The organism is Nocardioides segetis (genome assembly GCF_051390595.1).
Taxonomy (GTDB): Bacteria; Actinomycetota; Actinomycetes; order Propionibacteriales; family Nocardioidaceae; genus Nocardioides.
Genome location: NZ_JBNINR010000017.1, coordinates 81,943 through 107,261 on the forward strand (window position 1 = coordinate 81,943; position 25,319 = coordinate 107,261).

General features: G+C 68.6%; 21 protein-coding genes and 3 pseudogenes. 2 read left to right on the top strand and 22 right to left on the bottom strand.

The window, feature by feature from the left end:
- Positions 1-101: 101 nt before the first annotated feature.
- Positions 102-477 (bottom strand): annotated as a pseudogene (locus tag ACPZVR_RS21910) (transposase); the annotation flags it as partial.
- An 86-nt stretch (positions 478-563) separates the two neighbouring features.
- Here ACPZVR_RS21910 and ACPZVR_RS21915 point away from each other — a divergent pair.
- Positions 564-1,100: pseudogene (locus tag ACPZVR_RS21915) on the top strand (IS630 family transposase); the annotation flags it as partial.
- On the opposite strand, the gene ACPZVR_RS21920 reads toward ACPZVR_RS21915, so the two are convergent.
- The 17 genes from ACPZVR_RS21920 to ACPZVR_RS22000 all read right to left on the bottom strand — a co-directional run bounded on the left by ACPZVR_RS21920 (position 1,097) and on the right by ACPZVR_RS22000 (position 19,532).
- Positions 1,097-2,272 carry a thiolase family protein gene (locus ACPZVR_RS21920; RefSeq protein WP_436701811.1) on the bottom strand — a complete coding sequence of 392 codons (1,176 nt, stop codon included), beginning with the start codon at positions 2,270-2,272 and terminating at the stop codon, positions 1,097-1,099. The pseudogene ACPZVR_RS21915 and the gene ACPZVR_RS21920 overlap by 4 nt on opposite strands.
- Before the next feature lie 32 nt (positions 2,273-2,304).
- Positions 2,305-3,054, bottom strand: coding sequence for an SDR family NAD(P)-dependent oxidoreductase (locus tag ACPZVR_RS21925; protein WP_436701812.1), 750 nt, complete (start codon positions 3,052-3,054; stop codon positions 2,305-2,307).
- Positions 3,055-3,215: 161 nt separating this feature from the next.
- Positions 3,216-4,616, bottom strand: coding sequence for an NAD-dependent succinate-semialdehyde dehydrogenase (locus ACPZVR_RS21930; RefSeq protein ID WP_436701813.1), 1,401 nt, complete (start codon positions 4,614-4,616; stop codon positions 3,216-3,218).
- Between the two features lie 30 nt (positions 4,617-4,646).
- The gene (locus ACPZVR_RS21935) at positions 4,647-5,633 is read right to left on the bottom strand and encodes a 5-oxoprolinase subunit C family protein (RefSeq protein WP_436701814.1); all 987 of its coding nucleotides are present in this window, start codon (positions 5,631-5,633) and stop codon (positions 4,647-4,649) included.
- Positions 5,630-6,523, bottom strand: a complete 894-nt coding sequence (locus tag ACPZVR_RS21940) for a 5-oxoprolinase subunit B family protein (RefSeq protein ID WP_436701815.1) — start codon at positions 6,521-6,523, stop codon at positions 5,630-5,632. The genes ACPZVR_RS21935 and ACPZVR_RS21940 overlap by 4 nt, the downstream gene beginning before the upstream one ends.
- A 20-nt stretch (positions 6,524-6,543) precedes the next feature.
- Complete coding sequence (gene pxpA, locus ACPZVR_RS21945; protein ID WP_436701816.1) at positions 6,544-7,305, bottom strand: 5-oxoprolinase subunit PxpA; 762 nt, start codon at positions 7,303-7,305, stop codon at positions 6,544-6,546.
- 4 nt (positions 7,306-7,309) lie between these two features.
- Positions 7,310-8,680 (bottom strand): aspartate aminotransferase family protein, encoded by a 1,371-nt coding sequence (locus ACPZVR_RS21950; RefSeq protein ID WP_436701817.1) that lies wholly within the window; start codon positions 8,678-8,680, stop codon positions 7,310-7,312.
- A gap of 11 nt (positions 8,681-8,691) precedes the next feature.
- Positions 8,692-9,702 carry a phosphotransferase gene (locus ACPZVR_RS21955; protein WP_436701818.1) on the bottom strand — a complete coding sequence of 337 codons (1,011 nt, stop codon included), beginning with the start codon at positions 9,700-9,702 and terminating at the stop codon, positions 8,692-8,694.
- Positions 9,699-10,460, bottom strand: coding sequence for an SDR family NAD(P)-dependent oxidoreductase (locus tag ACPZVR_RS21960; protein WP_436701819.1), 762 nt, complete (start codon positions 10,458-10,460; stop codon positions 9,699-9,701). The genes ACPZVR_RS21955 and ACPZVR_RS21960 overlap by 4 nt, the downstream gene beginning before the upstream one ends.
- A gap of 71 nt (positions 10,461-10,531) precedes the next feature.
- Complete coding sequence (locus ACPZVR_RS21965; RefSeq protein WP_436701820.1) at positions 10,532-11,464, bottom strand: NADP-dependent oxidoreductase; 933 nt, start codon at positions 11,462-11,464, stop codon at positions 10,532-10,534.
- 20 nt (positions 11,465-11,484) lie between these two features.
- Complete coding sequence (locus ACPZVR_RS21970; protein ID WP_436701821.1) at positions 11,485-13,041, bottom strand: class I adenylate-forming enzyme family protein; 1,557 nt, start codon at positions 13,039-13,041, stop codon at positions 11,485-11,487.
- 61 nt (positions 13,042-13,102) lie between these two features.
- Entirely contained in the window at positions 13,103-14,905 is a 1,803-nt protein-coding gene (locus ACPZVR_RS21975; RefSeq protein ID WP_436701822.1) for an acyl-CoA dehydrogenase, read from the bottom strand.
- Between the two features lie 3 nt (positions 14,906-14,908).
- On the bottom strand, positions 14,909-15,784 hold the full coding sequence (locus ACPZVR_RS21980) for an NAD-dependent epimerase/dehydratase family protein (RefSeq protein WP_436701823.1): 876 nt from the start codon (positions 15,782-15,784) through the stop codon (positions 14,909-14,911).
- Positions 15,781-16,221 (bottom strand): nuclear transport factor 2 family protein, encoded by a 441-nt coding sequence (locus tag ACPZVR_RS21985; RefSeq protein ID WP_436701824.1) that lies wholly within the window; start codon positions 16,219-16,221, stop codon positions 15,781-15,783. Before ACPZVR_RS21985 ends, ACPZVR_RS21980 begins: the two co-directional genes overlap by 4 nt.
- On the bottom strand, positions 16,218-17,501 hold the full coding sequence (locus ACPZVR_RS21990) for an alpha/beta hydrolase family protein (protein WP_436701825.1): 1,284 nt from the start codon (positions 17,499-17,501) through the stop codon (positions 16,218-16,220). Before ACPZVR_RS21990 ends, ACPZVR_RS21985 begins: the two co-directional genes overlap by 4 nt.
- Complete coding sequence (locus tag ACPZVR_RS21995) at positions 17,498-18,949, bottom strand: APC family permease (RefSeq protein ID WP_436701826.1); 1,452 nt, start codon at positions 18,947-18,949, stop codon at positions 17,498-17,500. Before ACPZVR_RS21995 ends, ACPZVR_RS21990 begins: the two co-directional genes overlap by 4 nt.
- A complete protein-coding gene (locus ACPZVR_RS22000; protein WP_436701827.1) occupies positions 18,939-19,532 on the bottom strand; it encodes a pyridoxamine 5'-phosphate oxidase family protein in 594 nt (197 codons plus the stop codon). The genes ACPZVR_RS21995 and ACPZVR_RS22000 overlap by 11 nt, the downstream gene beginning before the upstream one ends.
- A gap of 93 nt (positions 19,533-19,625) precedes the next feature.
- On the opposite strand from ACPZVR_RS22000, the gene ACPZVR_RS22005 reads away from it, so the two are divergent.
- Complete coding sequence (locus tag ACPZVR_RS22005) at positions 19,626-20,246, top strand: TetR/AcrR family transcriptional regulator (RefSeq protein ID WP_436701828.1); 621 nt, start codon at positions 19,626-19,628, stop codon at positions 20,244-20,246.
- Between the two features lie 268 nt (positions 20,247-20,514).
- On the opposite strand, the gene ACPZVR_RS22010 is transcribed toward ACPZVR_RS22005, so the two are convergent.
- The 4 genes and pseudogenes from ACPZVR_RS22010 to ACPZVR_RS22025 form a co-directional block, all read right to left on the bottom strand.
- A complete protein-coding gene (locus ACPZVR_RS22010) occupies positions 20,515-22,041 on the bottom strand; it encodes a reverse transcriptase domain-containing protein (protein WP_436701829.1) in 1,527 nt (508 codons plus the stop codon).
- A gap of 304 nt (positions 22,042-22,345) precedes the next feature.
- Complete coding sequence (locus ACPZVR_RS22015) at positions 22,346-24,109, bottom strand: UvrD-helicase domain-containing protein (RefSeq protein ID WP_436701830.1); 1,764 nt, start codon at positions 24,107-24,109, stop codon at positions 22,346-22,348.
- Positions 24,106-25,170, bottom strand: a complete 1,065-nt coding sequence (locus ACPZVR_RS22020; RefSeq protein ID WP_436701834.1) for an ATP-dependent nuclease — start codon at positions 25,168-25,170, stop codon at positions 24,106-24,108. The genes ACPZVR_RS22015 and ACPZVR_RS22020 overlap by 4 nt, the downstream gene beginning before the upstream one ends.
- A gap of 72 nt (positions 25,171-25,242) precedes the next feature.
- Positions 25,243-25,319: pseudogene (locus ACPZVR_RS22025) on the bottom strand (transposase); the annotation flags it as partial.

Consider the following 25,319-nt stretch of genomic DNA (forward strand, 5'->3'; position numbering starts at 1 on the left):
AGAATTGGCGAAACGACTGTATTCCGCCGAGCCCGTCAAAGTTGCTGAAGCGGCTTTGGGCCCTGTCGTCTGTGATTCCCTCGAGGGACTTCTTCCCGGTCGCCGGCGTAGAGCGAGATGATCATCTCGCCGAGCCCGGACAGCCGGCGGCTTCCCTTGGGGACCAAGGTCGGGGTGAAGGTCCCGTCCCGGTCGCGTGGGACCGCGAGGTCGACGTCGCCGGCCTGGCTGGCGACCCTTCTTCGGGCTCATACCGTTCCTCGAGTTCGTCACCGCGGACGCCTCAGGGGCGCCCTTCTCGGAGCCCAGATGCGACGTCAGTTCGGCCTGGAGCCCGCGTTCAAGGGTGGCCTTGAGCAGGCCGGGGATGAACCCGCCGGCGCCGGTCAGCTCGATCTCACCGGCGTCGATCTTAGCGAACAACTCGTCCAACGCGCCGGACTTGGCGAGGTCGGCCGCGGCCTTCGCGCCGGGCATGTCAGCCCGGTCAGCACGAGAACCCCCGACCCTGTTGGACCAGGTCGAGAACGTCATCACCGCGACCCTGGAAGTCCCAAGTCCAAGCCCTGGACCGGTCCCGGCCTGTGCTCCCGATCCTGCCCGGCACACCAGAACGGATGGCCCACGACTACATCCGCAACGGCGTGACCAGCCTCTTCGCCGCGGTCAACATCACCACCGGCGAAGTCATCGCCGACCTACACCGACGCCACGGCGCGATCGAGTCCAAGGAGTTCCTCATCACCATCAACAAGAACGTCCCCGACGAACTCGACATCCACCTCGTGTGCGACAACTACGCCACCCACAAGACCGACGAGATCAACGCCTGGCTCGCCCGACACCCCCGCTTCCACATCCACTTCACACCGACCGCGTCATCCTGGGTCAACCAGGTCGAACGCTGGTTCGGGCTCATCACCGAGAAACTCATCCGCCGCGGCATCCACCCCACCGTGACCGACCTCGAAGACGACATCCGCGCCTGGATCAACAACTGGAACGAGAACCCCAAGCCCTTCGCCTGGACCAAGAGCGCCGACGAGATCCTCAACTCCCTCGCAAAAAATCTGACGCGAATCTCAGGCGCAGAACACTAGCCGAGGCGTTCGATGATGGTGGCGTTGGCCATGCCGCCGCCTTCGCACATGGTCTGTAGGCCGTATCGTCCGCCGGTGTCCTCAAGGTAGTTGAGCATGGTGGCCATCAGTCGGGTCCCGGAGCCGCCGAGGGGGTGGCCGAGGGCGATGGCTCCGCCCCGGGGGTTGAGCTTGGTGGGGTCGGCATTGAACTCTGCCGCCCAGGCGAGCGGTACTGAAGCGAATGCTTCGTTGACCTCGTATGTGTCGATGTCGTCGATGGTGAGTCCGGCCGTCCTGAGGATCTTGTGCGTCGCCGGGATCGGGCCCGTCAGCATGATCTCGGGGTCTGATCCCACAACGGCGAAGCTATGGAGCCGGGCCCGCGGGGTCAGTCCGAGCTGCCTGGCCTTCATTTCGCTCATGATCAGCGCTGCGCTTGCGCCGTCGGTCAGTGGGGAGGAGTTGCCGGGAGTGACGTGCCATCCGATCTCCGGGTACCGAAGTGCCATCTCGTCGTCGTAGAACGACGGCCGTAGGCTGGCCAGCCCCTCTACGGACGTCGTGGCCCGAATGGTCTCGTCCTCGGTGTGCAGTCCCCCGTCGGGAAGGGCGATGGGCACGATCTCGCGGCTGAAGTCTCCGGTGGCCGCCGCCGCGGCGCGGCGGTGCGACTCGGCGGAGAACGTGTCGAGAGCGTCGCGGTCGAGCTTCCATTGGGCGGCGATCCGTTCGGCGCCGATGCCTTGGCCGGGCAGTGACGGGAATCGGTCGTCGAGGGGTGCCATGGGGTGGCCGCCGCGTGCTGAGGAGAACATCGGCGCGCGGCTCATCGATTCGACGCCGCCGGCGATGACGACGTCGTAGGCGCCGGAGATGACGCCCTGGGCTGCGAAATGGGTGGCCTGCTGCGAGGACCCGCACTGCCGATCGATGCTCGTGCCGGGCACCTCGATCGGGAAGCCCGCGGCCAGGACGGCGTTGCGGGCAACGTTGAGTGCCTGGTCGCCTGCCTGGGTGACGCAGCCGGCGATCACGTCGTCGACGACCGCCGGATCGAGGTCGTTGCGCTCGGCGAGCGAGGCGAGCAGGGTCGCGAACAGGTCGACGGGGTGGACTCCGGAGAGGGCACCGCCTGGTTTGCCCTTTCCGGAGGCGGTCCGGACGATGTCGATGATGACGGCTGAGTGCATGTTGGTGCCTTCTTTCTGGTGAGAGCCGGAGATCAGCGAGGGGCCAGGCGCAGAGCGCCGTCCATGCGGATGGTCTCGCCGTTGAGGTAGTCGTGATCGATGATGAAGGCGACGAGGTCGGCGTATTCCGACGGTTGCGCGAGGCGTTGGGGGAATGGCACACCGGCTGCGAGGCTCGTGCGCACCCCCTCGCTGAGGCTGGCGAGCATGGGGGTCTCGACGATCCCTGGGGCGATGGTGTTGACGCGTATGCCGTGCTGGGCGAGGTCGCGGGCAGCTGGGAGGGTGAGGCCGACTACGCCGCTCTTGGCGGACGAGTAGGCCGCCTGTCCGATCTGGCCTTCGAAGGCTGCGACCGATGCGGTGTTGATGACGACACCGCGCTGGGCGTGGTCTAGCGGGTCGGTTGTGGCGATCGCCTCGGCGGCGATGGCGAGTACGGTGAAGGTGCCGATCAGGTTGACCTGGACGATCTTGGCGTAGAGGGCCAGGTCATGGATGCCGGCCTTGCCCAGGATGCGTGCGGGTGTTCCGATGCCGGCGCAGTTGACGACCACGCGCAGCGGTCCCTGCTCGGTGGCATGCGCGATGGCGGCACGTACGTCGGCTTCGCTGGTGACGTCGGCTTCGATGTAGGTGACGCCGTCGATCTGGGGGGCGGTGGCGATGTCGCGGTCAAGCCCGAAGACGCGAGCGCCCTTGGCCGCGAGTGCCGTGGCGGTCGCGTTGCCGAGTCCGGATGCGGCGCCGGTGACGACGGCTGCGACGTTATCGATCTGCATGTCTTCTCATTTCTGTGGTTGCTCATGGGTCCTACGCAGCCCGGGCTACGGACGAGGACGAACTGCCGGACGTGGTTGGCGACACCGAAGTTGTTCGTGACGTTCGGTGCGCGCATGTGGCGCTCGTACGGGAGGTTCTCGGCTCGCTGGAGGTGCCTGCGTTATGTAGGCCAGTCCACGCTGAGGTACTGCGTCTCCTGGTACTCGCGCAGGCCGTGTCGCGAGCCCTCGCGCCCCAATCCGCTCTGTTTCACACCACCGAACGGCGCCGAGGGGTCGGAGACCGTTCCGCGGTTGATCCCGACCATGCCGACCTCGAGCCGTTCGGCGATGCGGATGGCCCGGCCCAGGTCGCCGGCGAACACGTAGGCCGCCAGGCCGAGATCGGAGTTGTTGAGGTGGTCCAGGAGGTCTTCCTCGTCGTTCCATTCCAGGATCGGGGCAACGGGGCCGAAGATCTCCTCGGTCACGATCGACGAGTCGTGTGAGACGTCGACGAGGACGGTCGGTGGGTAGAAGTGGCCGGGGGCGGCTGGCAGCTCCGCCGTGTAGGCCACCCGCGCGCCCTTGCGGACCGCAAGCTCGACGGCGTCGTTGACCCGTTGCCGCTCGTTGGCACTCACCAGTGGGCCGATCGCGGCGCCGTCGAGGGCCGGGCCGACCGTCAGCTTCTCGACGGCGGCGCCGAACGCGTGCAGGAATGGGCGGACGACGTCGGAGTGGACGTAGATGCGGTTCGCTGCCGTGCAGGCTTGACCGCCGTTGCGGAACTTCGCAACTAGCGCCCCCTCGACCGCGGCCGCCACGTCCGCGTCTTCGGTCACGATGACGGGTGCGTTGCCGCCTAGCTCCATCGACGCGTTGACGATTCGGTCCGCGGCCTGGTGGAGCAGGTGGCTCCCGACCTGGGTGGAGCCCGTGAAGGAGATCTTGCGGACGCGGTCGTCGGCCATCCAGGCCGAGACGACGGCGCCGGAGCTCCGTGTGGTCACCACTTCGACGACGCCCTCGGGGAGGCCGGCCTCGCCGAGGATCTCGGCGATCGCGAGCATGGTGAGCGGGGTGAGAGCTGCCGGTTTGATGACCACGGTGCAGCCGGCCGCCAACGCGGGTCCGATCTTGCGGGTGGCCATCGCTGCGGGGAAGTTCCACGGGGTGACCAGCGCCGCGACCCCGACAGGTCGGCTCGTCACGATCGTCCGTGCCCCGCCCCCCGGCGACTCGCCATATTCACCGCCGGCGCGAACTGCCTCCTCGGAGTACCAGCGGAAGAACTCCGCGGCGTAGACGACCTCGTTCGTCGCGTCCTGGAGGGACTTCCCGTTTTCGCGCGAGATCAGTGTGGCCAACTCGTGCTGGTCGCGCAGCATCAGCTCGTACGCACGGCGCAGGATGTCGGCGCGGCGCCGCGGGGCGGTGCTGGCCCAACCCGGGAACGCTGCCGCCGCGCGATCCACTGCGGTCGTGGCGTGGGTCGGGCCGAGGTCGGGGACGTGCCCGACGACCTCGAGGGTGGCCGGGTCCTCCACGGCGAAGGTCGGCGCGGTGATCTGATCGGTCATGGTGGCTTCTCTCGGTAGGGGTGAGCCCACTCAGAACAGGCTGAGCAGGTTGAGGCTGGTGCGGACGTCGCGCAGCCGCGCTCGGGACGCCAGCCGCGCGGCCAGAGCACCGTCGACCGAGACCCGATCGAAGCGCACAGTGTCGGGCGCCCGGGCTTGTGCCAGCAGGTCGAGGTCGGCGCTGATCACCGTGCCGAGCGTCGCGTAACCGCCGCCGGTGACGGCGTCTCGGAGCAGACAGATCGGCTCGACCCCGCTGGGAACCTGGATCGACCCCACGGGGTAGCCCAGGTCGACGACGTTGCTCGGGTTGTCGCCGGCGCCGAACGGCTGCTCCCGCTCCACGAACGCCAGGCTCGGGCCGTCGAGGCGGCAACCGATCCGGTCGGCGCGCGTGGTCAGCGTGTAGGTGCTGGCGAAGAACTGCTCCAGAGACTCCGCGGTGAAGCGGTAGCTGCACAGCCCCGGCACGACGCGAACCGTCACCTGACCGCCGAGGCGTCCGTGGAGACGTGAGTCGAGGTGCGCGCCCGGGCGCCCCGGCGAGGCGGTCTCGGAGCCGACCTGCAAGGTGTCGCCGGTGACAAGGGGACCGCCTGTGAGGCCGCCGATCCCCGCGGCGGTGTAGGTCGAGCGGCTGTCGAGGAAGGGCGGGGAGTCGATGCCGCCGCGCACCGCGAGGTAGGACCTGGCGCCCGCCCGGGCCAGGCCGATCTTCAGCTGCTGACCTGCCCGGATCGGGTGGGCTGCCCACATCTCCACCGGGCGACCGTCGATGGCGACGTCGACGTCGGCGCCTGTGACCGCCACGAGGGCGTCCTGCTCGAACCCGAGGGTGGGCCCGTCCATGGTGGCCTCGAGGGTCGCGGCGGATTCGGCGTTGCCGACCAGCAGGTTGGCGCACCGGTGGGCGTACTGGTCCAGCGCACCAGAGGGCGGTAGGCCCATGGCGTAGTAGCCGGGACGGCCGAGGTCCTGGATCGTCGTGTGCGGACCGGGGGCGAGGACCGAGATCACGACAACAGCGCCTTGAGCGAACGTGCGTATCCCTCCGGGTCCGCCTCGTACCGGGCGAGGGAGAACTCGACGGGCGCGCGACGGACGACGTGCTCGTCGTGGTCGACGAGGCGACGCACCTCGTCATACTCTTCCCGGTCGACCGGGCGGAACTGCAACAGGGTCGAGATGGGGGTCAGCACAGGCGATCGGCGGAACTCGCGCGTGGCTTGGCTGAGGTCTACGACCGGAATCGCGCTGCGCCCGAGCAGCTGGTAACCGCCGACCCCGCTCGAGGGGTAGATGACCGTGAAGGCACCACCGTGAGCGACGGCCCGGGCCGGCGTCTCGGTGCGCGGCGTGACGTACTTGGGCGCCTGGAGCTGCCTCTCGCGGGGCACCAGCTGGTACGACTCCGCGTTGCCGGGCTTGAAGCAGGGGAACGTCACGATGAACGGCGCGCTCGAGTGGGCCTCGACCAGCTCGTCGACGGAGGCGAAGCCGTTGATCCGCGCGGTGTACTGGACGTCGGTCTCGGTCGCGGACTGATGCCCGTCGCGGAACCGCATGCAGACCTCGGTCGACCACGGGTCTTCGTAGAGGACCGGCACGTCGAGGATCTCGGTGGAGATCGTCGTCGCCGCGGCCTGCCGGGCCGCGTGGACGTCCGCGATCGTGGTCAGCGCCCGGCGGGGGTCGATGACCTCGGGGTCGACACGGATCAGGTAGCTGCTGTTGGCGGGCGCGATGTCGAGAACGCCCGACAGCTCCAGGTCGGCGATGCGCGCCGTGATCGACTGGACCCGGAGGGCGGCGGCGAGGCTCATCGCCTCGTCGAGCTCGACGAAGACGTACTCGTCGCCGCCGAAGCTGGCGCGACTCCCGTCGGAGAGCGCCGTGTATACGTTCAAGGCCGCGCTCACGGCGAGCGTCACACCCACGGGGCGGCCGGCCGGATCTCGAAACCGGCAGCGGTGAGGGCGCGGCTGACCGCTGCGGCGATGGGCACGGCGTTGGGCCGGTCGCCGTGGACGCACACCGAGCGCACCGGCATCTCGATGCTGCGACCAGAGACCGTCATCGCTCGGCCACCTGCCACGGTCACGGCGGTCTCGGCAACCCGATCAGGGTCCTTGGCTGCGGGACGTGGCTCGATGATGTTGATGCCGTCGTCGTCGAAGTCGAGGTCGACGGCGTTCTCCGGGATCACCGGGTGGCCCGCTGTCCGTACGGCGGTGAGGGCCGCGGTAGGCGCCATCATCAGGGGCAGCTCGAAGCCGGCGCTGCCAAGACCTGCAGCGACGCCGACTGCGAGCTCGGCGTGGCGGCAGATCGCGCCCATCAGGGCGCCGTGCGGTTTGACGTGCCGCAGGCTGACGCCCTCGCTCGCGGCGATCGCGGCAAGTGCCCCGACCTGGTAGACGACCGAGTCGACTGTCTCCTCGATCGACATCGCGATGGCGCGACGCCCGAATCCGACCTTGTCGTCGTATCCGGGGTGCGCACCGACCGCGACCCCGGCATCACGAGCGGCCTGCACGGCCGCACGCATCGTGGCCGGGTCGCCGGCATGGTGGCCGCAGGCGATGTTGGCGCTGGAGACGAAGCCGAACAGGCCGACCTCGTCGCCCAGCAGCCAACGCCCGAAGCTCTCGCCGGCGTCGGCATTGACGTCGATCTGGGGGGGAGTCACCTGCTCATGCCTCTCGTGGTGTGGGGTCGACTGCCCTGAGGCCGGCGGCGAGGGCCTCGACGAGTCGGTCGACGTGGGACTGGTCGAAGGTGAGGGGCGGCCGGATCTTCAGCACGTTGCCGTGCGGGCCGGATGCGGAGATCAGCACGCCGGCGCGACGCATCCGATTCGTGACCTCGCGCGCCGTCCGCGCGGCCTCCACGGGTCCGCCCTCCGCCGACAGTTCGACCCCGTAGAACATGCCGACACCACGGACCGCCCCGATGAGGTCGGTGTCGCCGGCGAGGTCGCGCAGGGCGTCCCCGAGCGAGGCGCCCATCCGTCGGGAGCGTTCGACCAGCTCCTCCTCCTCGATGACCGTGACCACCGCGCGAGCGGCAGCGGCCGCAGCAGTGCTGCCGCCAAACGTGTTGAAGTAGCGGACGGCCGACTCGAAGCCATGTCCCACCTCGGCGCGCAGCACGACCGCGGCGACCGGGTAGCCGTTGCCCATCGGCTTGCCCATGGTGACGATGTCCGGGACGAACCCGTGGCGAGCAAAGCCCCACCAGTCGTCGCCCGTGCGGCCAAAGCCGCCCTGGACCTCGTCGGCGATCATCACTGCGCCGTAGGAGCGCACCTCTTCGGCAAGTGCTCGCAAGACACCCGTCGGGTGGGTGAAGACCCCATCGGAGGAGAGGACGGTGTCGACGAGACAGGCACTCACGCCGTGACCTGCGCGAACCAGGTCGTCGGCAGCCCGGCGCACGTCGCCGCGCACGGCAGCGATCAGCTCGGCCTCGTCCGCGAACCCAGCCGGGTCAGGTGCCGCGATGGTGCGCACATGCGCCCCTGGGGGGGCACCAGGGCCGAGCGAGGGGGAATACGCCGCCACGCTGCTGGTGACACCGTGGTAGGCGTTCGCGGTGACGATGATCCCGCTGGAGCCGGTGTGGTGGTGGGCGATCCGGGTCGCGAGGTCGTTCGCCTCCGACCCGGTGCAGGTCAACGTCACCCGGTCCAGCGGCGCCGGGAAGTGCGCGAGCAGCTGCTCGGCCAGGTCGAGCAGCGGCTCCTGGAGGTAGCGGGTGTTGGTGTTCAGTCTCGCCAGCTGGCGAGACACGGCCTCCACGACGCGCGGGTGGCAGTGACCGATCTGTGCCACATTGTTGTAGGCATCGAGGTACTCGGTCCCGTCGCCGGCGTAGAGATGGACGCCGTGTGCGTTGGTCACCTCGACCGGATCGGTGTAGAACAGCTGGTACCCGGGGCCCAGGAGGCGGTTGCGTCGCTCGATCATCGACGCGATATCCGGCGGTTGGGCAGCCAGGTCGGATGCACGGAAGCCGTTGACCATGCCGACGGTGCTGACGGCTGCGCGAGACGGTGATGACACGGTCGTGATCCTCAACTCGTGGGGGCGTGGGCCGATGCGGCGGCGGCGAGGAAGCGTTCGGTCGCGGTGTCGAGTGTCCGGATGGCGGTCTCGGCGTGGACCCAGTCGTGCTGCGCGTGGCTCTGCACGTAGTCGGCCCGGGCGGGATCGGTGCTCGCGCGCCACTGCGAGACCAAGGCTCGTTGCACGCAGCGTGCCGCGGCTGCCGCGGCGAGCACTCGGAGCTGGGCGGGCGGTACGTCGTGCGCGCTGAGGAAGCCTCGTAGGTGCGCGGATGCCAGTGACCACGGATCCACCAGCCGGTGATCGAGCAGGTTGGCCACCGCGATCGCGAGATCGTAGAGCACCGGCCCGACATGCACGTCGCCGAAGTCGATGACACCGGTGACGAACCCTGGAGCCACCGGGTCTGCGAGCACGTTGTGCACGCTGTAGTCGCCGTGCACGATCTGCCGCGCTCCCCGCTCGGCCACAGGACGGACTGAGCTCGTGAAGTGGTCAACGACCTGAGCGGCCAGCCGGACCTGCGACCGCGGCGGCGCGACGGTGCCGACGAGCTCGCGCAGCAAGGACAGGTCCCACATGATCGTGCGGGCCGCGGCTGGGTGCCGAACGCGGGCGAGGGCCTCGGTGAGCTCGCCGTGCACGGCGCCCACCCGCTCGGCCTCCTCCGGGCCGATCTCCTGCTCCGCGATGCCGGTGCCCGGCAGGCAGGACATGACGTGGACCAGGCGGTCCAGGAGGCCGCTCGGGTGTTGCCACCGGGTGATGGTTGCGCCATCCAGTGCCGGCACGGCCACGGGCACCGGGACCGTCGAGCAACGCGCCAGATGATCGATCACCGCGAGCTGGAGCTCGACGATCTCTCGCGGCTCGTCGAGGGCACAGACCTTGACGATCAGGTCGTCGACCCCGGCGACCGACGCCCGGTAGGTCTCGTCGCGCTCGGATCCGAGCCGCGTCAGTGCAGCATCGATCCCATAGCGCTCGAGAAGGAAATCCCGGAGCGGCTGCTCGGTCAACTGGCGATCCATCCGCCGTCGATCAGCAGCGACGACCCGTGGATGTAGGACGCCGCCGGGGAGGCGAGGAAGACGACCGCGGGTGCGATGTCGCCGACCTCTCCGATGCGTCCCGCAGGCGTGGCCGCGAGCATCTGCTGCTCGTAGTCGGGGTCGGCCAGCAGGTGCTCGTTGATGCTGGTCCGGATGTTGCCGGGTGCGACGGCGTTGACCCGGATCCCGAGTGGGGACAGCTCGGCGGTGAGCGACTTCACCAGCAGCTCGACGGCGCCCTTGGTGGCACAGTAGGCCGTGGAGTTGGGGAATCCGGCGTGGCCGCAGATCGAGGACACGAAGATGATAGACGAGCCCTCGCCGAGGTGCCCGGTGGCGGCGCGCGCGAGGCGGAACGGCGCCCGCACATTGGCGGCCCACTGCTCGTCGAGGATCTGGTCGGTCGTCTCGAGGAAGGGCGTGGGGGTGAAGACACCGGCCGCGTTGACCAGGATGTCGAGACCGCCGAACCGTCCCAGCGCCCGTCGTACGACGGCGTCCGGCGCTGCCTCGTCGGTGAGGTCCACGGCCAGGGTGTCGACCCGCTCGCCGACAGGTGTCAGGGCCGAGGCGTTGGCGGCCAGGCGCTCCTCGTTGCGGCCCACCAGGAGGACGTCGGCACCGGCTCGGTGCATCTCGTGGGCGATCTCGGCGCCGATGCCCGAGCTGGCTCCGGTGACGACCGCGACCTTGCCGGCGAGGGTGGCGGGGTGGATGGGACTCATGGATCTGGTTCCTCTCGGTTGATGCCCTGGGTCGGGAGTGACGTGGGCGGGCGAATACGGATCGGGCTGGGTCAGTCCGGGACCAGCACGACCTTGCCGAAGGCGCGTCCTGACTCGGCCAGGGTGTGGGCCTGCGCCGCGGCGCTCATCGCGAAGACCTGGTCGATCCTGGGTCGCAGTACGCCGCGCCGGACCATGTCCGACACCGCCTCCATGCCGGCCCGATCCGCGTCCGCGAGCATGCCGACCATCCGGATGTCCCGCTCGCGGGCCTCGCCCACGATCACCTCGCGCCCGGCGGGCATGATCGTCACGAGCGTGCCTCCCCGGCGCAGCACCCTGAGCGAGCGTGTCGTGACGTCGCCGCCGACCGTGTCGAGCACGACGTCGACGTTCGACAACTCGGCGTCGAACTCACTCGTGCGGTAGTCGAGGAGCTCGTCGGCGCCGATCTCACGGAGGTAGTCGTGCTTCGAGGTGCTCGCGGTGCCGATCACCACTGCTCCCCGGTCCCGGGCGATCTGCACCGCGAGGTGGCCGACGCCGCCGGCGGCGCCGTGGATGAGCACCCGCTGCCCGGGCTGGATCCCCGCCCGCTCGACCAGTGCCTGCCATGCGGTGAGCGACGCGAGTGGCAGGGCTGCCGCCTGCACGTGGTCGAGCTCGGTGGGCTTGTGCACGAGTGCCCGCGCCGGGGCGAGGACGAGCTCCGCATGGGCGCCGTGCCCGGACGGGTAGGGCAACATCCCGAACACCTCGTCGCCGGGGCGGAAGTCGGCGACGCCGAAGCCGATCTCCTCCACGACACCGGACACGTCCCACCCCAGCACGAAGGGCGGGGGGCCGAGGAAGACCCGGCGCGACCGGTGTTTGAGGTCGGTCGGGTTGAGGCCGGCCGCGGCCACCCGCACGAGAACCTGGTTGGGGGCGGCCCGGGGCCGGGGAACCTCGGCCAGGCGCAGGACCTCGGTGCCTCCGAGGACGTCTTGGCTGACGGCCAACATGGTTGCGCTCGTCCGCGTCGTCACGCCGACGCCCCCTGCTCGCTGCCGATCCGCTCGCGCAGGACGTGCTTCAGGATCTTTCCCGAGGCGTTGCGCGGAACCTCGCCCAGGACGAGCCGGTGCGGAGCCTTGTAGTCGGCGATGAGCGTCGAGACGTGCGAGCGCAGGTCGTCGAGTGTGATCGAGCGGCCCTCGCGGGGCGTCACGACCGCCACGACGCTCTCGCCGTAGACCGGGTGCGGGATCCCGACGACGGCACAGTCCGCGACGCCGGGGTGGGCGGCGAGCGCGTTCTCGACCTCGACCGAGTACACGTTCATGCCGCCGGTGATGATCATGTCCTTCATCCGGTCGACGAGGGTGATGCAGCCGTCGTCGTCGATCCGGGCCACGTCTCCGGTGTGCAACCAGCCCTCGCGCAGGGCGTCCGCCGTCGCCTCCGGGTTGTTCCAGTAACCCTTCATCACGGACTCGCCCCGGAGCACCACCTCTCCCGTGCTGCCGGGCGGGACGTCGTGCCCGCGGCTGTCCACGACCCTTGCCTCGGTGTTGAGGATGGGCCATCCGTTGGCACTCGGGCGCTGCGCGATGTGCTCGGGGCCGAGCCCGATGCCACCGGGGCCGGCCTCCGTCGGTCCGCAGAGGTTGAAGAGCTGCACCTGCGGGACCGCCTCCCGCAGTCGCTCGATCGTGACCGGCGGCATGGGTGCCGCGCCGAACAGGCCGAGTCGCCAGGCCGAGAGGTCCCGGCTGGCGAAGTCCGGGCGGTCCAGGAGCATCTGGTACATCGTGGGGACGCCGAAGAAGGTGGTGATCCGCTCGGCCTCCATGACATCCAGCACGACGTCCGGATCGAAGGCGTCCAGGAGCACGTGCGTGGCCCCGACCGCCGTACCCCCGTGCAGGAAGAGGTTGAGGCCTGCGGAGTGGTAGAGCGGGGCGACCTGCAGAATCCGCTCGCCGTCCGCCATCCCGACGGTCGTGGTCACGTTGAGTCCCGCCCAGATCACCCGGTGGTGGTCGAGCAGGACACCCTTGGGCCGGCCGGTGGTGCCGGAGGTGTAGAGGATCTCGGCATCGTCGGACTCCGAGACCGCTGTTCCCGGCTCGTGGTCCGGGGCATCCGCCATCAGGCTCCGGAGGTCCTGGGGGTGGTCGGGGGTCGGGCTCAGTGGGAGATGGATACGCGGCGGCGTGGCGGCGGCCGCTCGTGCGCTCTCCGCGGTGGCCGCGAGGTGGGGATGGAAGAGGAACCCGGTCGCGCCGCTGTCGTCCAGCAGCCAGGTGACCTCCGGTGCTGCCATCCGCGGGTTGATGGGGACGACGAGGAGGCCGAGCCTGGCCGCGGCGTACAGGGCCACGACGAGGTCGTCGCAGTTCGTGCTCATCACCGCGAGTCGATCGCCCGGAGCCATGCCACCCATGCCGCCCGTGCCGCCGCGTCGGAGTACTGCGGCGGCGCGGTTGACCTCGCGGTCGAGCTCAGCCCATGTGACGCGCCGGCCGTCATGGACGAGCGCGTCGCGCCTCGGCGCCCGGTGGGCTTGTCGTGCTACCAGTTGGCCGAGCGTCGGCATGGGCTTTCTCCTGACAAGGGTGAGGGGGCGATGGAACGTGGTCGGGGCGGACCGGGCATGGTCAGAGCCACGCCGGGTCGAGGTCGACCGTCGTGCGGTCGAGCGAGGCGAGCAGGTGGAGCTGGGGCGCCACCCGCGGGAGCTCGTAGGACCGGAAGTACCGGGCCGTCGAGCGCTTGCCGCGGGCGAAGGGATCGTCTCGGTCGCCGAGCGCGATGAGCTGCTGCAGCCAGATCCAGGCGAGGACGATGTGGCCGGCGGCCTCCAGGTAGATCGAGGCATTGGCCAGCCTGGTGGCCGGGTCGGGGTGCGCATGGAGCACCCTCGTCACCTCCACGAGGCGCGCCCTTGCACGATCGAGGTCGGCTGCATAGGCCGCGATCTCGGGCGCAAGTGAGGAAGCAGCAGCGATGGTGCGCCGCATCTCCTCGTCCAGCAGTTCGAGGCCGGCGCCGTCGCGCATCGCCGTCTTCCGGCCCAGGAGGTCGATGGCCTGGATGCCGTGCGTGCCCTCATGGATCGGGTTGAGGCGGCTGTCACGGTAGTGCTGCTCGACGTCGTAGTCGCGGGTGTAGCCGTATCCGCCGTGGACCTGGATGGCCAGCGACGTGCCGTGCAGGCACCACTGCGATGGCCAGCTCTTCGCGATGGGAGTGAGTACGTCGAGCAGCAGGGACGCGCGATCGCGATCGCCCGGTTCGGGCGCCGACTCCTGTTCGTCCAGCAATCGTGCGCAGTACAGCGTCAACCCGAGAGCGCCCTCGCTATAGGACTTCTGGGCCAGCAGCATCCGGCGGATGTCGGCATGCTCCACCAGCGGCACCTGGGGCAGATTCGCGGCCTTCGCGCCCGGCGTGCGGCCCTGCGGACGCGTCCGCGCGTAGGCCAACGACTTGCGGTAGGCGGTGTAGCCGAGGGCGGCCGCACACGCGCCCACCTCCAGTCGGACGGCGTTCATCATGTGGAACATCTGGGCGAGTCCCTCGCCCGGTGCGCCGACCAGGTAGCCGACGGCGCCGGCGGAGCCGCGGGGTCGATGGGTTCCGTCGCCGAAGCTCAGGACGGTGTTGACCGTGCCCCGGAAGCCCAGCTTGTGGTTCAGCCCGACCAGTGTCACGTCGTTGCGCTCGCCGATGCTGCCGTCGTCGGTGACCAGGAATTTGGGAACGATGAACAGCGACAGGCCCCGGACGCCGGAGGTCTCGGCTCCGGTGCGCGCGAGCACGAGGTGCACGATGTTCTCGCCCAGCTCGTGATCCCCACCGGAGATCCACATCTTGGTCCCGGTGACCCGGTAGGTCCCGTCGTCGGCCAGGCTCGCGCGGGTCTTCGTGTCGGCGAGGGAGGAGCCTGCCTGGGGTTCCGACAGACACATGGTGCCGTGGAAGCGGCCCTCGAACATCGGCAAGACGAACCTGGCGATCTGTTCCTTGGAGCCGTGCGCGCAGATGAGGTGCGCGTTGGCGACGGTGAGCATCGCGTAGCCGTAGGTGCTCACGTTGGCGGCCGCGAACCATGCGGCGCTCGCCAGGTGCACGACCCGCGGCAACTGCAGACCGCCCAGCTGGTGGTCTGCTGTCGCGCTGAGCAGACCGGTCTCCGCCAGTGCGTCGAGCGCCGGCCGGACGTCGGGGTTCAGCCGGACCCGGCCGTCGACCAGTTGCGGCTCCTCGGTGTCGTTGCGCCGGTTGTGGGGGGCGAAGCGGTTCCTGGCGAGGTCCGCACAGACGTCCAGGATCGCATCGAAGGTCGACCGGGAGTGCTCCGCGAAGCGCGGGCGATCGGTCAGCTCCTCGACCCGGAGCCAGTCATGGAGCAGGAAGTCGAGATCGGTCCGGGACAGCAGCTCACTGGTGTCGTCCACGGCTCACTCCTCCCGATCGATCGTCGTGGTGCGGGGTGCGTGACGGCGTACGAACTGGGCGAAGGAGGTGGCGTCCCTGCCTAGGAGCTGTGGGATCTCGACGGTCACGCGGTCTTCGGCGCCGCTCGCGGTCAGCACGTCGGCACCGACGAGGGCGTCGACGAATGTCGCCGGGAGCCCGGCATCGACGAGGTGGGAGCCACGCTCGGCGGGGGTGATCGGTCGGTAGCGGACGGGGAGGTCCCAGGTGGCGGCGATGGTGGCCGCCACCTGCTCGTAGGTCAGCGCCTCCGGCCCGGTCAGGACGTGCTCGCGGCTGCAGTGGTCGGCACGGGTTAACAGCGCCGCCGCGGCCGCGGCGACGTCCTCCGCGTCGATCCATCCCATTCGGCCACTGCCGGCGGCCGCGACGATCTCATGGTCGGTGCGGACGGCGATCGCGGTGGGGTGCTCGCCGAGGAAGTTCTGCATGAAGCCGGACGCAAGCAGCACCGACCACTCCGGCATCTGCTGGACCGTCAGCCGCACGGCGTGCAGACCGGATGCGCACAGCGGGAAGGCCGAGGAGTTGAGCAGCACGGCCCGTCGCGCGCCGGCGGCTCGCGCCCTGTCCAGGAAGCGGTCGACGACGTCGACCGGGTCGGGGTCCAGGGGAGGCGGCAGCAGGTAGATGCTGTCGATGTCGCGCAGCGCCTCGTCGTAGGTGGTGGCGTCTCCCCAATCGAACCGGACGTGCCGGACGCCAGCAGGAAGTGGCTGCTGGGGTGCGCGTCGGCTGGCGACGACCACCTCGACCCCGCGTCGGCGCAGGAGGTGCGTGACGATGCGCCCGGTCTGCCCGGTGCCGCCCGTGACGAGCACGGTCCCGATCTCGCTCATCGTGCGTCGTCCCCGCCGCCCGGTCCGGTCGCTGCCGTGGTCTGGGAGGGGTTCCAGTAGTCGCGAAAGCGAACGATCCGCTGGTCGCGCTCCTCGAGGATCCAGACGTACTGCACGTCGTAGGGTGCGCCGGACTCGACAGCCGTGCCGTGCAGCGTGACCTCGGCGACGATCGTGTGTGGATCGGTGAGCTGGTGCACGATGAGGCTCGGGAACGACTCGATCCTGACCGCGGCACCGATCGCCATCACGTAGTCGCGTACGGCCACCGGGTCCTCCAGTCGCCTGGGCCGTCCGGCTGGTGCGTAGGGGAACTCGATCACCGCGTCCTCGGCGAAGAGGTCGACGTAGCCGTCGAGGTCCATCGCGGCGAGCAGCTCGATCGAGCGCAGCAGGACGGCGTGCGCAGGACTGACGGTCGGCAGGGGCGATGTCATGGCGTCGAGACCTTCGAGGCGCCGGAGAAGGTGTCGGTGAGCCAGTCGAACATGCGTCCGGAGGCCAGCCGCTGGGCACCGACGTGGCAATGCGCATCGGCCCCTTCGGCCTGGGTGAAGGTCATCAGGGTGGCGGGAGCCGACAGTCGGGCCATCAGTTGGCGGGGCTGGGGCAGCGCCACGTCATCGCCCGCGAAGAACAGGTCGTTGTCCGCCTCGCAGACCAGGACCGGGCAGGTGATCCGTTCGGCCACGCCGTCGAGGAGGTTGTACTCGGCGTAGGTCCGCACGAACTCGGCAGGATCGGCGGCGCCCATGACCCAGAGCCCATGATCGAGGGCCCAGCGCAGGGTGGGCTGCTCGGCGGCTGCCTTCTCCACCTCGGCGTTGAACGCCGGGTCATGCCAGCGTTGCTCCATCTCCGCGCGGGTCAGACCGAGGAGGACCTCGACCGCGCCGAGGGCGTCGTACACACCGTCGTTGCACACGACGGCGGAGATGCGTGGCTCGAAGGCTGCGGCGCGAGGGGCGAGCACACCGCCCAGGCTCACTCCGAGGAGTGCGATGCGCTCGGCGTCGACGATGTCGCCGTGTTCGTCGAGGAGGAAGTCGAGGACCGGGCCCACCACGTTCTCCCAGTCCGGGCGGAAGGTCAGGCCGTGCTCGTGCACGGCGGCGGGCTGTCCCGGACCGTCGAAGGTGAGCACGTTGAAGCCGCGCTCGGCGGCGGCTTCGGCGCCGAAGTAGTGCATCTCCTCCGCGCTGCCGTCGAAGCCGTTGTGCATGACGATCGTCGGGCCCTGCTCATCGGAGCCCGCCGCTCCCCGGTAGAGGTAGCCGCGCAACGTCTTGCTCTCGTAGGGGATCCGGACCGGGGTGATGCTCGGTCGCTCGGGATCCTCGAAGGGCCGTGGGATCGCGATCGCCGCCTCGAAGCACTGCACGCCGAGGCGATAGGCGTGCGCCACGCGCGGATCGTGCGGCTTGGCGTGCAGGAAGAAGTCGGCGTTGCGGTAGTAGTTCGCGGCCCGCAGGTAGCCCTCACGCGAGCTCACCAGCCGGCCTTGCGCGGCATCCTGGCGGGCCCCCTCCGCGACGCGATCGGCCGTGCGCAGCCACGCGTCGTACCAGCTGTCGTGGTCGCCCGCGGTGATGTCGGCGGACGTCGCCAGGACCTCGCCGACTTCCGAACCGCCGTAGGACGAGTGGCCCAGCATGCGCATGGTCTCGAACCAGTACTGGGGATGGTCTGCGAAGAGCAAGGGAGTGGAAGAAGTCACGATGGAACGGTACCGTCCCGTCGTGACGTGTGCAACCCTTCCTCCGCGGGATGTCCCGGGTGGAACCAGCCGTAGATCGCGATCAGGATGGGGACCAATGGCATCCAGGCGACGACCTGGTTCTCACTGCCGGTGACGGTCGCGTAGTTGCGGGCGATCGCCGCGATGACGACGATCAGGCCCGCGCCGGCGAGAGCGGGCGCGACGATGGTCTGCCACGGTCCCTCGCTCACCTGGCCGCGCACCCGCGCGACGATCACGCTGACACAGCAGCCGAGCATCAGCGTCACCAGCGAGAGGGACGTGATTCCGGAGACCGCCGGGAACAGGTTGGTGAGCGGGTCCGCTCCCAGGGTCGCGAACCCGGCCAGGATGAGGGCAGTCAGGGCGATCAGGACCGCGGTGCCCACCATGGGGGTGCCGTGGCGGGGGTGCACACGTGCGAGGACGTCGGGCAGGCGTCCGGCCCGTCCCATCGCGAAGAGATAGCGGCTGCCCATGTTGTGCAGGGCGATGGCCGCTCCGAGGAAGCTGAAGGCCACCATCACGCTGAGGACCGGACCGGCCCAGTCGCCGAGGTAGGTCTCAGCGGTCGCGGGAACCAGGGCGCCGGCGTCGGCGGTTGCCAGGGCGACCACGTCCTCGTGGGCGGCCTGGAGGGTCCAGGTCCCGAGGGCGAAGATGACGAGCAGCAGCCCCAACGCGCCGAAGGTCGCCCGGCGAATGCTTCGGCGTGGTGCCTTCGCCTCCTCGCCGTAGACGGCGGTGGCCTCATAGCCGCCGAAGCAGACCAGGCAGAAGACCAGCGTCAGCGCGGCGGCGCCCGAGAAGGGTGCGGACGGGAGCATGCCGTCCACTGACCAGGCCGATGCCGGACGATGGACCAGCACGGCCGCGAAGAGCGCGATGACGATGACGAACTGGGCCAAGCACAGCAGGGCCATCACCCACTGGGCGATGTCGAGGCCCCGAACGCCCAGGATCGCGACGACGCACAGCGCGACCGCTGAGAGGACGTACCAGGGCGGTGAGGAGTCGACGTACGAGACGAGCGTCAGCTTGGCGAAGTACCCCGTCGCCGCGACCATCGCGGTGGATGCGAGTCCGTAGGCCAGGGCAGCGACGAACGCCGCCGAGGAGCCGAGCCTGCGGCCCAGCCCGAAGGTCACGAACGCAGCGAACGCGCTCGGCTCCACGACATAGCGGGACAGGACCAGGAAGCCGACCGCGAAGAGGGCCAGGAGGGCGCCCACGATCGCGAGGTAGCCCACCGTCTCGGTGCCTGCGCCGAGACCGATGCTGATGGAGATGTTGGAGCTCAGCGCGGTGAGCGGTGCGGTGGCCGCCACCACCAGGAAGATCATTCCCGTCGTGGTGACCGTCCCCCGTCGTAGGCGCGGGGCGTCCTCGGCGACCTGGCTCGGGCTGGAGATGGCGTCATTCGTCATGGAGGTCTCCGGGTTCGTTGTCGGGGTGTGCGGAACCGACCGGCTCCGGTGAGCGTTCGGTCGTGGGAAGGGATGGGCCTGAGAAGTCGGCCGTGTGCCAGCGCTGTGGTCGAAGGACGAAGAGCACCTGGTCGTCGGGGTCGTAGCGGTCGACCGCGATGTCTGCTCCCTCGGGGCTGAGGTAGCGGCGGGCGATCGCTCGGCGGACGGGCACGGGCGCCGGATGGATGGCATCGACGACCTGGCACTCGACGACGACGTAGCGGTAGGGCGGGGTCGCGCGCTGCACCGTGAGCGTGGCGCTGCCGGCCGTGCGGATGAGTCGAGCCTTCCGGCTCGAGACGGAGGTGTTGACCACGACGTCACCGCCGGGTTCATAGGAGTACCAGAGCGGCACGCTCGCCGGGGGGCGGCCTGAGTCGGCGTCGATCGCCAGCACGGCGACATGCGACTCGGCCAGGAATTCCTCGCGGTCGACCGGGGAGAGCGGCCGAGGCGGATGCAGCCCGTCGAGCTGCGCCAGCCGGGCCTCGAGTGATCCGTCGGCCGTCGGCCGGCGGCGGTTCGGGGCAATGGACGTCATTGGACCTCCTCCTAGCGGGACGGTACGGTTGCGTCCCGTCCGTGCACCATAGGGCGGCCGGTACCGTCCCGTCCATAGGTTAGGCTGGTTCGCGTGACTACCCGCCCGCCGTCAGGAGCCGCCGTCCTTCAACCGGACGTCACGGCCGCCATCGTGGCGGCCGTTCTTGCCGAGCTCGTCGAGCGTGGCTACGGCCGGCTGGCGATGGAGTCGGTCGCCAAGCGGGCAGGGACGAGCAAGAGTGCGCTCTATCGCCGGTGGTCCAGCAAGCAGGAGATGGTGCTCGCCGTCCTCGCTGACATCAGCGTGCCCATGGCCGACATCGTCGAGACCGGTGACTTGCGCCGGGACATGCGCGCCGCCGCGGAGTCGATGGCGGCGTGGCTGACGGCCGAGCCCTACGCCAAGATCATCCCCGACCTGATCGCCGAGGCCCACCGGACTCCTGCGCTCGCAGAGGCCATCACCGTCTCGATAGCGGAACCGCGGCGCGCCCACCTGCGGTCACTCCTCACTCGAGCGATCGACCGAGGTGACCTTCCGGTGGACACCGACATCGAGATGGCCCAGGACCTCATTGCGGCCGTGATCTACTGGCGCATGGTCGTACGGCAGGCACCGGCCGAGCCCCACTACCTCGACCACGTCACCGACACCGCCCTGCGCGCCCTGCGCGCCACCGGCACGGAAGCACCAGGGCCCGGTGAGCCGTAGGGCGTCCCCGGGGCCCGCAGCAGACCAGCACCAGGCGTGCTCACCTCGGCCCATTCTACTCCCAGGCGCCGCCCGGACCTGACATAACCCGAGAAGTCAAACTTGTCGTAGGCAAAGTCAAAGTTCGCTGCATCTCGACATCGTTTTCGCTGCATCTCGACAACAGCTGGTGTCGAGATGCAGCAAAGATTGGCTGGGCCGCCGCGGTGAATAATGACGAAGCGACGATCAACGACCAGCTTGGTCAATGTTCAGCGCCGCTACTCAACTAGTAGGGCGAGCCGTACGGCGCGGATCTACCAATCCGCCCTGGCCCGTGGAACGAGGCCGCGCGGCGCATGACCCGGGCGATCCGTCGGAAGCTAGGGATCCGCATGTCGATCGTCTCGTGGGTCCTCGCGCTTTTCGTCTTTGCCCTTGCAAAGGCACTCCGCGCCAGGCCATACGGCTGGGCGGAAGTTGGGAAGCCCGCAACTGTGAGGAGCTGCTGACGCTTCTGCATTGCGACGTAAAGCAGGTTGACCAGCCAGCCGTCGAGCGCGACCAGTTGCTCGTCGTCATCGATGAGTGGGTAGGCGGCCATCACGCCTTTGAACCGACGCGACGGGATTTCTCCGCGTTGGAACCGTTGCACCGTGCGTTCGGAGAGATCGCCGTAGAGATAGCTGCGGATCTGAGATAGCAGCGTCACGTAGTCGCGGTCTACGTGCGCGGCAACTCTGCTCGGGTGCTGGCTCCCGCTCTGGGGCGCGTGCAACAGATTCCAGTAGACGAGTCTCTCGATGTGGTTCTTGATCTTCTCGATCGAGCCAGCCTTGACGCGCGCCGAGTGAAGGCCGACTTCGTAGCCGAGGTAGTCGATCGAGGGCACCGCGGCCATCTCGGCCTTGTCCGGGTTGTCGACGAGTAGATGGATGCCGGGACTCTTGTCGAGGTTGAGTTCGACACCCATACGGCGCGCCTGGTCCTCCAGTACCTCGGTCGCTCGGCAGATGGTGGCGTAGTCGTCGGACCACAGCAGCGTGTCGTCCGCGTAGCGGGTGAACCCGACCCCGGTGTGTTCGAGGCTGCGGTCGAGGTCCCACGCTGCAACGTTTGCGAGGAAGAGGCTGATCGAGGTGCCTTGCGGCACGCCGCGGTCTCGGTCGGTGTTGTGCCCATCGCTGTAGGAGCCGCTCGAGCGTGGCGCAGTGGTCAAGAACGCTTCGATGACTGACCGTTCGACGCTCGACATGAGGAACTTGTAGTCACGCAGGTTGCGGCGAATGTGTTCGTGAGCGATTGAGTCAAAGAAGGCACTGAAGTCGAACTCTGCGACGAACATCCTGCTCCGGTCGGAAATCTCTGAACGGAGGTACTGGACGGCATCTTGAGCCGACACATCCTTTCGATACGCGTAGGCGCGAGCGCTGAGGAGCGGGAGGTTCTTTGCCAGGAGGCTCTCGAAGGTGACGCGTGAGACGGCGCTGTCCGCAACCTGAAAGATGGACACTCCCCGGTCGCCGCCGGAGGGCTTCGGCACTCGATACTCGATCGGCTGGCGAGGGCGGTAGGTCCGGTCTCGCAGTTGACGGCGAACCGAGTGGGCGATCCGGCTCGCGCGCGACCTAGTCAGATACGGACTGAACCCGTCGGCTGCGCTCCAGCTCGGAGGCGGCTTCATCACCACCGGCGACACTGGTCCGGTCGATCGCTTTGCCCGACGGCTCGACTCGTCCGAGGCCCGCTGCGCCTGTTCCTCGTAGCGTCGTATGAGCCTTGTCGATTCCCGCAGGATCTCGTGTGCAAGTTCCACGACGTTCATTGTGCTGACGAAGCTCGAGGCCCGCCGGAGAACGGCGGGCCTCAAGCCGGCAACCCGAGTTCCGGAAGGGGAAACTATGCAGTCACGCGGTCCTACGCTCGACGCGCGGTACCCACTGGTACGTCCAGGTGATCGGCCCGTTGACGCACCGCATGCCTCAGGTATTGCCTGCCCGCCTTGCGGTCTGCGGCCGATCGTATCGCCATCGCCGCTGTGTCGGGTCAGATCGCTAGTGCCGCCTGAGAACCGCTGCTTGGTCCGTGCACCAGTCCAGTGGGTCGGGCAGAGTCCGACGTCAGGTCGTGCGGGTGACGTGGTGGGGTACGCCGTCCCGTTCCAGGATCTCGAGCAGCTGGCTTTCGCGGCTTGGCGGCACAACGAGCACCGCGATCTTTCGAGCACGACTGACGCCGACGTAGAGCACTCTTCGTGCTTCGGTGTTGCGACCGTCCTTCCAGTCGTCGAGAACGTGCTTGCCGTCGCTTGCCCGGCTGGGAATGGCGTAGATGACTGCGTCGAACTCGGCACCCTTGACCGCATGGACGTGGGCCCATTTGACCGCGACGGCGTCAGCCGGCAACAGCGACGCGGTGCACGCCGTCCACCAGTCCCAGACGTTCTTCCTGGGCTTCGACAGCTGGTTCGAGAGCGTGGAGATCATCGGTCGAGAGAAGGAGGTGGCGCCGGCCTTGATGATTGCTCGGACCTCGGACGCGCACTCGCTGGCTTCAGTCCAACCCGAGGAGGCCGTGACGATTCGGCTGGCGAGGATCCTCACCTGGTCGGCGGTAACCCCGAGCTGGTCGAGTTGCTCCTTCTGGCTCTGGGGTGGACCGGTCTCGCCCCAGTCCACTAGGTCGAGGATCGTCGACACGACCCGGTTCATCGCGGCCTTGCGCGTGCGTGCATCAGAACCGTTGCGCAGGTCTAGCAGCGCAACCAGCAGCGTTGTCATCTTCGCCGCACTATCCGGCGCGCTCTTGGCTGCGTTAGCGAGCCGTCGCGCTTCTGCCTTGCGGTGCGCGATGACTCGAGTCTCCGTCGGGGCGATCCCAGCAGCTTGAATGATCTTGATTGCTGCGGTGCGAGCCGCAGCACCGCCACCGACGACGACCTCGATCGGTGCTGTTTCGACGCCCGCCGAACAGTGAGAGCTCACCTCACTCACGGAGATGCATCGCAGGCTTGTAACCAGCTTGCAGATCGGATCGGTCGACCGATAACACGTGGTGAGGTTGACGGTGTCGTCGTCGGTAACGGCGCCAGTGCGCCGATGGTAGGGATCAGTATCGGCCCGTCGGAACTCGTAGATTCCCTGGTCCGGGTCGGCGACAGTCACGACGTGAATGCCGCCCCGCTCGAGCGTCTCCAGCAGATCGTGCTCAGTGTGATCGCAATCCTGAAATTCATCCACGATGACTTCGCTGAAGCGCCGCGAGAGTCGTGGAAGGAGGTCCGAGGTCTGGTCGGCGATCAGCTCCAGTGCAACTCGCCTCGCCTCGGACGCGGAGTAGAGGTGACTGTCCAGAAGCGAGGTGACCCGCTGCACCCCCTTCTGTCGCAGTGCGTTCTGGGCGCCGCCGCGGATGTTGCCGAGGAACGTCCGCTCGCCATGGCCGAGGCGCTCCTCGTTCAGTTCGATGACGCCACCGGCAGTTCGCTCCCACCGCGACAGACGGACACCCTGGCCACCCGACGGCAGCCGTACCACCGAGAGCGGGTCCGGCAGGTCATCCCAACTGCTCACGTACCGCGGGACCATGCCGGTCCTGCCTACCACCGCTGGCGTCACGACGTATCGGTGGAAGAAGCCGTCGAACGTACCGATGTAGTTCGGGCTCCCCAACAGATGCGGCGCGTCGACACACCGCGAACGGGCGACGTCGATGGCGGCGTTGGTGAACGACAACAGAGCCACACCTCGAGAAGTCCCAGACCGCTGCCGAAACCGCGCCACGATGGTCCTCGTCTTCCCCGATCCCGGCCCGGCCTCAATATGCCGAACCTCAGGAGCAAGCGCAGCCGCCTGCTCCTCGCTGAGGCCCTCGCTGGTGGTCACGTCTGACTGTCAATTTCGGAGACAGCGTCGATGGCGTCGGTGAGGTAGACGGGGATCTGCAAGATGGGGAGGGTTCCATCAGAGGTGTCGTCGAGGTTGGCTCCCGTGCCGTCCAAGGCCTCTGCCACAAGGTGCGCGAAGTCGCCCTTGGACAGGTCCAAGCTAGGGGTCTCCGGCGTCACCCTCTTCCCAATCGCGGCAGCGAACAGCGCGGCGCGCTCGGCGGGCGTCTTGTCAGCCGCCGCCTCCGCCACCTTGGCCCACTTCTCCGCTGACAACGGATGCAGCTCGATGAACGCTGCCTTCAGGACGGCCTCGTTGTCCGCCAGGGCGAAGAGCTCCGCTTCCAGCGTCGTCCCGCCGACGCAGACCTTCAGGCGGCCGTCCGCGACCGCCTCGCCGTACGCAGCCTCATACTTCGCCCGCCTCTTCTCGCCGGCGCCCTTGTCGCCGTCGGTTACGAGGACGACCTTGTCGACACGACGGTGAGCCCCGCGTAGCAGCAGGGAGAGGTAGGGATCGAAGTCGACGCCTTCGACGCTGACCAGGGTTGCGGCTTGGAACTGGCGAATCCGCGCCGCCGAGGATCCGAAGGAGTCCCCCTCCGATCCGGCTGTGGGCGACAGATGTCGTCCAGCGAGCGAGGGCAACAGCAGCATCTCGGCGATGCCCTCGACCAGGACCACATGGCGTGCGAACAAGAGCGCCGCGCGAGTAGCAGTCAGGTATCGGTCGACCTTGCGCACCTGGGCGTGGGTCAGATCGAGGCCGCAGAGCGCAGTTGCGGTGGTCCGCCACACGTCACCGTCGAGCTCGCGAGCGACCACGACCAGGTTCCTTACGGATACCGCGCTCGCGAGGTTCGGCGAGTGGCTGGTAACGATCACTTGCACCCGCCCAGCGGGGTGCAGTCCCTCGATCGTCCCCGTGCTGCTGGCCTCGGCCTGCTGTCGCAGGAAGCTGAGGAGCACCATCTGAAGTTGTGGGTGGAGATGTGCCTCGGGCTCTTCCACCAGCAACAGGGTGAGGTCGCTCTCGTGTGCCTTGACGAGCTGCAACACGATCAGCGCGATGTAGAGGAGGTTCGCATAGCCCAAGCCCGTGGCGGCGATGTCACCAACTGGTACCCCTGCCTCGGCGGGGTTGTTGGACCAGATCTGGGTCCACACGTCTTTGGGGAAGGCGGTGAAGGCCAGGATGTCCGCGCGAG